This window comes from Pseudomonas sp. AL10 (genome assembly GCF_029960685.1).
GTDB lineage: Bacteria > Pseudomonadota > Gammaproteobacteria > Pseudomonadales > Pseudomonadaceae > Aquipseudomonas > Aquipseudomonas lactis.
This window is the reverse complement of record NZ_JASBQZ010000078.1, coordinates 1-8,718: the sequence shown is the minus strand read 5'-3', so window position 1 is coordinate 8,718 and position 8,718 is coordinate 1. Positions and strand designations below refer to the sequence as shown.

At 61.1% G+C, this 8,718-nt stretch carries 8 protein-coding genes; 5 read left to right on the top strand and 3 right to left on the bottom strand.

Going from position 1 to position 8,718, the window contains the following annotated elements; all coding sequences use genetic code 11:
• Nucleotides 1-201 precede the first annotated feature (201 nt).
• From QK296_RS28715 to QK296_RS28705, 3 genes are all read left to right on the top strand, one after another.
• Nucleotides 202-1,968 carry an ATP-binding protein gene (locus tag QK296_RS28715; RefSeq protein WP_003193909.1) on the top strand — a complete coding sequence of 589 codons (1,767 nt, stop codon included), beginning with the start codon at nucleotides 202-204 and terminating at the stop codon, nucleotides 1,966-1,968.
• A complete protein-coding gene (locus QK296_RS28710; protein ID WP_003193910.1) occupies nucleotides 1,962-3,287 on the top strand; it encodes a sigma-54 dependent transcriptional regulator in 1,326 nt (441 codons plus the stop codon). Before QK296_RS28715 ends, QK296_RS28710 begins: the two co-directional genes overlap by 7 nt.
• A 269-nt stretch (nucleotides 3,288-3,556) precedes the next feature.
• Nucleotides 3,557-4,876 carry an MFS transporter gene (locus QK296_RS28705; RefSeq protein WP_003193911.1) on the top strand — a complete coding sequence of 440 codons (1,320 nt, stop codon included), beginning with the start codon at nucleotides 3,557-3,559 and terminating at the stop codon, nucleotides 4,874-4,876.
• A 100-nt stretch (nucleotides 4,877-4,976) separates the two neighbouring features.
• Here the strand turns inward: QK296_RS28705 and QK296_RS28700 are convergent, their stop codons facing one another.
• Nucleotides 4,977-5,732 (bottom strand): hypothetical protein, encoded by a 756-nt coding sequence (locus tag QK296_RS28700; protein WP_192002281.1) that lies wholly within the window; start codon nucleotides 5,730-5,732, stop codon nucleotides 4,977-4,979.
• Between the two features lie 177 nt (nucleotides 5,733-5,909).
• Between QK296_RS28700 and QK296_RS28695 the strand changes: the two genes are divergently transcribed.
• On the top strand, nucleotides 5,910-6,542 hold the full coding sequence (locus QK296_RS28695; RefSeq protein ID WP_003193913.1) for a flavin reductase family protein: 633 nt from the start codon (nucleotides 5,910-5,912) through the stop codon (nucleotides 6,540-6,542).
• Between the two features lie 128 nt (nucleotides 6,543-6,670).
• Here QK296_RS28695 and QK296_RS28690 read toward each other — a convergent pair whose 3' ends face one another.
• Entirely contained in the window at nucleotides 6,671-6,916 is a 246-nt protein-coding gene (locus QK296_RS28690) for a hypothetical protein (protein ID WP_003193914.1), read from the bottom strand.
• A gap of 41 nt (nucleotides 6,917-6,957) precedes the next feature.
• Nucleotides 6,958-7,299: an antibiotic biosynthesis monooxygenase family protein gene (locus QK296_RS28685; protein ID WP_003193915.1), complete on the bottom strand. Its 342-nt coding sequence runs from the start codon at nucleotides 7,297-7,299 to the stop codon at nucleotides 6,958-6,960.
• A 327-nt stretch (nucleotides 7,300-7,626) separates the two neighbouring features.
• On the opposite strand from QK296_RS28685, the gene QK296_RS28680 reads away from it, so the two are divergent.
• Nucleotides 7,627-8,556 (top strand): AraC family transcriptional regulator, encoded by a 930-nt coding sequence (locus tag QK296_RS28680; protein WP_003193916.1) that lies wholly within the window; start codon nucleotides 7,627-7,629, stop codon nucleotides 8,554-8,556.
• Nucleotides 8,557-8,718 lie beyond the last annotated feature (162 nt).

The window sequence follows — 8,718 nt, the reverse complement described above, 5'->3', positions numbered from 1 at the left end:
CAGGTAGATAGCCGTCGGCTGGCAGGCCGTCATCGCAGGCAAGCCAGCTCCCACAGTTGGATCGTGGGGCTTCAGGTAGATAGCCGTCGGCTGGCAGGCCGTCATCGCAGGCAAGCCAGCTCCCACACAAGCGCCTTGGCCACAAGATATGTGCCGCCCATGCTATGGTGCTCGCCCCTTACCGTGCCTGTTCATCATCGTATGATCGTGATCCCTCGCCCCCTGCGCCTGACCTTCTATTCCCTGTTGATCATCGCCGGTGCGGTGCTGGCCGCCGCCTTGGCCACGCGCCATGCCGAACGCCAGGCCTTGGTGGACGACGCCGCCCGTGCCAATCAGCAGCTCGCGCTGTATGCCAACTCGCTGCACACCCTGATCGAACGCTACCGCGCCCTGCCCGCCGTGCTGGCGCTGGATTCGGAGATGATCAGCGCCTTGAAGGGCCCGCTGGACGCCGCTACGCAAGACCGGCTCAACCGCAAGCTGGAGCGTATCAACGGCGCTGCGCAGTCTTCGACCCTGGAACTGATGGACCGCACCGGCCTGGCCGTGGCCGCCAGCAACTGGAACCTGCCCAGCAGTTATGTCGGCCACAATTACGCGTTCAGGCCGTATTTCAGCCAGACCCTGAGCCAGGGCACCGGGCGCTTTTATGCAGTGGGGGTGACCACGGGCATTCCGGGCTACTTTCTTTCCAGCGCGGTCGTGGATGAGCACGAGCAGTTCCTCGGTGCCATGGTGGTCAAGCTGGAGTTCCCCGAGCTGGAACGTGAATGGGCCCAGGGCAATGACCTGCTGCTGGTCAGCGATGCTCGGGGCATCGTGTTTATCGCCAACCAGCCGGGCTGGCGTTATCGCAACCTGCGGCCGTTGTCCGAAAATGACCTGGCCGAACTCAAGGCCACCCGCCAATACGACAAAAAGCAACTGCAGCCACTGGACACCCAGCCCCTGCAACGCTTTGACGAAAACAGCCACTTGATCCGCGTCAACGGCCCCGACGGCAACGCCAATTACATCTGGGAGTCGCTGGCGCTCAAGCGCGAAGGCTGGACCCTGCACCTGTTGCGCAAACCCCAGTTTGCCTTTGAAGACCAACGCAACGCGGGCCTTGCCGCTGCGGGTTCGTGGCTGGCACTGGTGTTCTTGGTGCTGTTCCTCAGCCAGCGCTGGCGCCTGGCCCGCTTGCGCCAGCGCAGCCGTGAAGAACTGGAGCAATTGGTCCAAGAACGCACCCAGGCGTTGCGCACCGCCCAGGATGGTCTGGTGCAGTCGGCTAAGCTGGCGGCACTGGGGCAGATGTCAGCCGCCCTCGCCCATGAAATCAACCAGCCACTGACCGCCCAGCGCATGCAACTGGCGACGTTGCGGCTGCTGCTCGACCATGGTCGCGTGGACGATGCCTACAAGGCCCTCACACCGCTGGATGACATGCTCACGCGCATGGCCGCGCTCACCGGCCACCTCAAGACGTTCGCGCGCAAGAGTCCCAGTGGCCTGCGCGAAAAGCTGGACCTGGCGACGGTGGTCGACCAATCCTTGCACCTGCTCGACGCACGCCTGCGTGACGAAGCCATCGGTGTGGTGCTGGACCTCACCCGCCCGGCCTGGGTACGTGGCGACGCGATCCGCCTCGAACAGGTGCTGATCAACCTGTTGCGCAACGCTCTGGACGCCATGGCCGACAAACCGCGCAAGCGCCTGGAAATCCGCCTGCACGCCGATCAGCAGCTGTGGCAGTTGAGCGTCTGCGACAGCGGCGGCGGGATTGCAGAAGAACACTTGGGCAGTGTGTTCGACCCGTTTTTCACCACCAAGCCGGTGGGCGACGGACTCGGCTTGGGACTCGCGGTGTCCTACGCTATCGTGCATGAACTGGGCGGACGCCTGAGTGCCGCTAACCGTGGCGATGGCGCGACTTTCACCTTGACCCTGCCTATCGCCCTGGAGACGCCAGACCTATGTTGAACGCTGTGATTGTGGTCGATGACGAAGCCAGTATTCGCACGGCCGTCGAGCAATGGCTGAGCCTGTCGGGGTTTGACGTGCAGTTGTTCAGCCGCGCCGAAGAGTGCCTGGCGCAACTGCCCAAGGACTTTGCCGGGGTGATTCTGAGCGACGTGCGCATGCCGGGGCTCAGCGGTCTTGAGTTGTTGGCCGAGGTGCAGCGCCGCGATGCCGATTTGCCGGTGATTTTGCTCACCGGTCATGGCGACGTGCCGATGGCCGTCGAAGCCATGCGCGACGGGGCTTACGACTTCCTGGAAAAACCCTTCAGCCCCGACGCCTTGCTCAACAGCCTGCGCCGGGCGCTGGACAAGCGCGGCCTGATCCTGGAAAACCGCCGCCTGCATCAACAGGCCGATCATCGTGCGCAGTTGGAGTCCAGCCTGCTGGGCGTGTCCAAGGGACTGCAAAGTTTGCGCCGCCAAGTGCTGGACCTGGCGAGTTTACCGGTCAATGTGCTGATTCGTGGCGAGACCGGCAGCGGTAAGGAGCTGGTCGCCCGCTGCCTGCATGACTTCGGCCCACGCGCCAAGAAGCCCTTCGTGGCCCTCAATTGCGCGGCGATCCCCGAGCAGTTGTTCGAAGCCGAACTGTTCGGGCATGAAAGCGGCGCCTTCACCGGCGCCCAGGGCAAACGTATCGGCAAGCTGGAATATGCCCACGGCGGCACCTTGTTTCTGGATGAAATAGAAAGCATGCCCCTGGCCCAACAGGTGAAATTGCTGCGTGTGTTGCAAGAGCAGAAGCTGGAGCGGCTGGGCTCCAACCAGAGTATCCAGGTGGACCTGCGCATCATCGCCGCCACCAAGCCCGACCTGCTGGAAGAGGCCCGTGCCGGGCGTTTTCGCGAAGACCTGGCCTATCGGCTCAACGTCGCGCAACTGCGCCTGCCGCCCTTGCGTGAACGTCGCGAAGATATTCCGCTGTTGTACGAGCATTTTGCGCAAAGCGCCGCCGAGCGTCTGGGCCGCCAGGTCGAGCCCTTGAGCGGGCCACAGCTGGGGCGCCTGCTCAGCCATGACTGGCCGGGCAATGTGCGCGAACTGGCCAACGTCGCCGAGCGCCAGGTGTTGGGGCTGGACGAGCCGGAACCGCAAGGGATCGAAGCCGGGCAATCGTTGGCGGCGCAGCAGGAGGCGTTCGAGGCACACTGCCTGAAGGCCGCTTTGACGCGTCACAAGGGCGATATCAAGGCGGTGCTGGCCGAGCTGCAACTGCCGCGCCGTACCTTCAATGAGAAGATGCAGCGGCATGGGTTGGTAAGGGAGATGTTTGTGTAGCGACCTTTGGATCGCCATCGCGGGCAAGCCCGCTCCCACATTTTGGTCTGTGAACACAGCAGGTGTGGGAGCTGGCTTGCCTGCGATGGCGTCGGCAGCCATAAGCGGATTTCCGCTCATCACCCCAAAACCATCAGCGACTTTCCGCTCAAAAAAATCCCGCAACCCTTCTATTCCGGGCCTTCCTCTACCTGGCACAGCTCCTGCTATAGCCCCAACAGGCTGCGCACGCGCCGCTCCATAAAAACAACTAGATGAAGGATCCTTCAATGGATAACTCCAACACCGTGCCTCTGGGATCGACGGCCGCAAAAGCGCAGGAGCGCACCACCTCCAGCCGCATCAAATCGATTTTCAGCGGATCAGTCGGCAACATGGTCGAATGGTACGACTGGTACGTCTACGCCGCCTTCTCGCTGTATTTTGCCAAAGCCTTCTTCCCCAAGGGCGACACCACTGCCCAACTGCTCAACACCGCCGCGATTTTCGCCGTGGGCTTCCTGATGCGCCCGATCGGTGGCTGGCTGATGGGCCTGTACGCCGACAAAGTCGGGCGTAAAAAAGCCTTGATGGCCTCGGTGTACCTGATGTGCTTCGGCTCGCTGCTGATTGCCCTGAGCCCAGGCTATGAAGTCATTGGTATCGGTGCGCCGATCCTGCTGGTGTTTGCCCGCCTGCTGCAGGGCCTGTCGGTCGGCGGCGAATACGGCACCTCTGCCACTTACCTGAGTGAGATGGCCACCAAGGAACGTCGCGGCTTCTACTCCAGCTTCCAGTACGTGACCCTGATCTCTGGCCAGCTCATCGCGCTGGCGGTGCTGATCGTGCTGCAACAGGTGCTCACCACCGAGCAGTTGTACGCCTGGGGCTGGCGTATCCCGTTCGCCATCGGTGCCTTGTGTGCAGTGGTCGCGCTGTACCTGCGTCGTGGCATGGAAGAAACCGAGTCGTTCACCAAGAAAGAAAAAGCCAAGGAAAGCGCAATGCGCACCTTGATGCGCCACCCCAAGGAACTGATGACCGTGGTCGGCCTGACCATGGGCGGCACCCTGGCGTTCTACACCTACACCACCTACATGCAGAAATACCTGGTGAACACGGTCGGCATGAGCATCTCCGACTCCACCACAATCTCGGCGGCGACGCTGTTTCTGTTCATGTGCCTGCAACCGATCATCGGCGGGCTGTCGGATAAAGTCGGCCGCCGCCCGATCCTGATCGCCTTCGGCGTGCTTGGCACCCTGTTCACCGTGCCAATCCTCACCACCCTGCACACCATCCAGAGTTGGTGGGGCGCGTTCTTCCTGATCATGGCGGCGCTGATCATCGTCAGCGGCTACACCTCGATCAACGCCGTGGTGAAGGCCGAGCTGTTCCCGACCGAAATCCGCGCCCTGGGCGTGGGCCTGCCGTATGCCTTGACCGTGTCGATCTTCGGCGGTACCGCTGAATACATCGCGCTGTGGTTCAAGAGCATCGGTATGGAAACTGGCTACTACTGGTACGTGACCGCGTGTATCGCGGTGTCGTTGATGGTTTACGTGACCATGAAGGACACGCGTAAACACTCGCGCATCACCACCGACTAAAAAATGTGGGAGCGGGCTTGCCCGCGATAGCGGAGGATCAGTCAAAGTTGTATCAACTGACCCACCGCCTTCGCGAGCAAGCCCGCTCCCACATTTAGTCTTAGGACAACTCTGCGGCCTCATTGCGCCCATAGCGCCGCTGCGCATACGACGCGCCAGCAATCATCACCACCAGCACCGCAGCCAATACCGCGGATGAACCGATGGTGCCGAAATCCAAGCCGCCTTTTTCATGGGGTTTGGTCAGAAAATCCCCCAAGGTCGCGCCAAACGGCCGTGTCAGTACAAACGCCACCCAGAACAACAGTACCGACGAGATGCGGGTGAAGTACTTGAGTACCACCACCGCGGCGATGATCGAGCCGATCAACAATGCGCCACCGGCGAAGCCCAGCCCCGAATCGTCCGCGAGGAAATCGCCCAATGCGGTGCCCAAGGTGTTGGAGAACAGGATCGCCATCCAGTAAAACAGCTCCCCTCGGAAGGTCTGCACCTTGTTCACGTTCAGCGAGTCACCACTGAGGTGCCACAATGCAAAGATGATCATCAGGATCACAATCAGGATCATCGACCCGGTGGCGTAGCCCAGCCCCAGCGTGCGGTCCATGAAGTCGGACATCGTGGTACCCGCAGTACTGGTAGACAAAATCACGATCCAGTACAGCACCGGGTTGTAGGCTTTCGACCAGAGTTGCGTCACCAGGGTCACCAGGAACACGCTGATGAGGATCATGGAGCTGATGGCGTAGCCAACGTTCAAGGTCATCGACAGCAAGTCCCCGGCGGTTTCGCCCAAGGTGGTTGCGCAGATTTTCATGACCCAGAACGCCAGGGTGATCTGAGGAAGTTTGTTCATGCAGTAGATAGCTCCAAGGCTCAGTCTTATAGGGGGTATTGACCTTGGGCGCAGACTGAAGGGAAAGCTGTGAAAAATAGGTGGGCGATGTATGAAAAATCCATCGGTACGATGGAAATTCACCGCCATGAATTGCACTATGACCGCCTCCCAAACCGCGTAGCAGGAACCCCGGCCATGCCTGACGACATCCACTATTACGAACCCGCCAACGGCCACGGCCTGCCCCATGACCCGTTCAATGCCATCGTCGGCCCACGCCCGATTGGCTGGATCTCCTCGCACGATCGCGAAGGCCGCCTGAACCTGGCGCCCTACAGCTTCTTCAATGCGTTCAACTACATTCCGCCGATCATTGGGTTTTCCAGTGTCGGGCGTAAAGACAGCCTGAACAATATCGAACAGACTGGAGAATTCGTCTGGAACCTGGCCACCCGCCCGCTGGCCGAGCAGATGAACCAGAGCTGCGCGGCCGTATCGCCCGAGGTGAATGAATTCGAACTCTCCGGGCTGACGCCGGTGGCTTCGAAAATCGTTGGCGTACCACGGGTGGGCGAGAGCCCGGTGTCGTTCGAGTGCAAGGTGACGCAGATCATCCAACTGCAACGTGCCGACCAACAGTTGGTGCCAAGCTGGCTGGTGCTGGGCGAGGTGGTTGCGGTGCACATCGCCAAATGGTTGCTCAAGGATGGGATCTACGACACTGCTGCCGCCGAGCCGATTTTGCGCGGGGGTGGCCCGGCGGATTATTTCCAGCTGGGGCCGCAAGCACTGTTCAAGATGTACCGCCCAGGTGCCACAAAACCCTGACTGCAATGCAATCAAAACTGTGGGAGCTGGCTTGCCTGCGATAATAGCGGTGGGTCAGTTAACCCAAGAGTGACTGATACACCGCTATCGCAGGCAAGCCAGCTCCCACATTGGTTAGGTGTGCTGCCTCAGCGTTCAGCAGTCGCCCAGGTCAGTTGGCCTTCTGCATCCACATCGACCAGATGCTCAAGTTGCAGCGTCGCCGCATCATCGGCATCCGAAGCCGTCTTGAACGTCTGCCCATCAAGGATCTTGTGAAACTTGGGTGCGCCCATGCCATCCAGTGCCTTGACGGCGACGGCGGCGCTGTAGCCACCTTCGCCCGGTACTACGGCGGAAACGGCTTCGTGGTGGGCAAATTGTTTACGTGCCATGTTGCAGGTCCTGGCCAATGGAAAGTCGGCCATTCTAACCGTTAACCGGCCAGTTGCAGGTACTCGCCGTAGGCCTGTGCCGCCGATGCGTCGGTGAAGGTCTGGAAGTCCATGCTACGCACGACCATGTCGTTCAGCAGCTCGGTGAAGATCATCAGGGCCGGAGAGTTGAAGTAGGCGCTCATGGCCTGCTCGCTGCTCCAGAACCCGGACACCAGCCACACATCGGGGTCGACCTGGGAGTGCTGCAACGAGAATTGCAGGCAACCCTGGGCCTGGCGACCCGGTTCGATCAAACTGCTCAAGCGTGCACCGAGTTCGGTGCTGCACCCGCTACGGGCGCGGATAAAGGCCATATGGCTCGCGGGAATGGGGGTGGACATGTTCGACTCTCCCGTTGAGAAGTGATGCTCGGCAAGCACAATGAGGGCGTGTTGCCACAGGATCAAAGATAACGGCGCGGGCGTGGGCGCGGTTAGTCGATTCCTGCAGGCTTCTTGCACAATCCTGCGAGAAGCGTAGGGAGGACGTTCGGCCCCAGGATTTATTCCAGGCCCAGGCCTCATGTTTCAGGCTGATGACAGGCTGCGCACTTGCCTGATTCACGCTATCTCGCAGGATCAGGCAAGGATCCTGCAGAATCGACGTAACACTTTCTGAAAAGCCGCCGCTAAGCTGAGCCCATCAAAGCCGCGTGTAGAGGACGCCCCATGCCGTCGCCCGAATCCAAGCCCGTTCCCCTCGATGCCGAGATGGAGAAACAACGCGCCGAGCTCGCCAGTATCGTGCACCGCCATACCTGGGAGGACGGCTCCTACGGCACGGCGATTACCTCGCTGTACCTGAACCGCCACAATGCGCCCCGGGATTTCATGCCGGTGCTGGTGGAACCCGCGCTGTGCATCCTCGCCAGTGGCAGCAAGGAGGTGCGCCTGGCCGACGAGATCTTTGCCTACGACCCGCTCAACTACCTGGTGTTCTCGGTGGCAATGCCGGTGGCCGGCCGCATCATTGACGCCACCGCCGAGGACCCGAACCTCTCGGTGCGCATCAACATCGACCCGGCGCAGCTCACCGCGCTGATCGCAGAGGCCGGGCCGATGGGCGTGCCCTCGCGCCCGACCTCGCGAGGCATGTACGTCGACCGCATCGATCACGCACTGCTCGACGCGGTGCTGCGCCTGACCCGCTTGCTGGACACGCCTAAAGACATCGCGATGCTCGCGCCGCTGATCAACCGTGAAATCCTCTACCGTTTGCTGCGTGGCCCGCAGGGTTATCGCCTGTATGAAATTGCTGTGGCTAACAGCCAGAGCCATCGGGTGAGCCAGGCAATCACCTGGTTGAATGGCAACTACGAACAGCCGCTGCGTATCGACGACCTGGCCAAGGAAGTGAACCTGAGCGTCTCGACCTTGCACCACCGGTTCAAAGCGATCACCGCTATGAGCCCGCTGCAATACCAGAAGCAACTGCGCTTGCAGGAAGCGCGGCGGCTGATGATCGCCGAAGGGCTGGAGGCCTCGGCGGCGGGCTATCGGGTGGGGTATGAAAGCCCGTCCCAGTTCAGCCGGGAGTACAGCCGGTTGTTTGGTGCGCCGCCGCTGCGCGACCTGGCCCGGTTGCGCCAAAGCATCTGATGTACGCGGAGTAAAATGTGGGAGCTGGCTTGCCTGCGATGGCGGCCTGGCAGCCGACACTTATCTACCTAATGCCCCACGATCCAACTGTGGGAGCGGGCTTGCTCGCGAAGGCGGCCTGACAGTCAACACAGTTGGATTGTGTACATATCCATTGCTGCG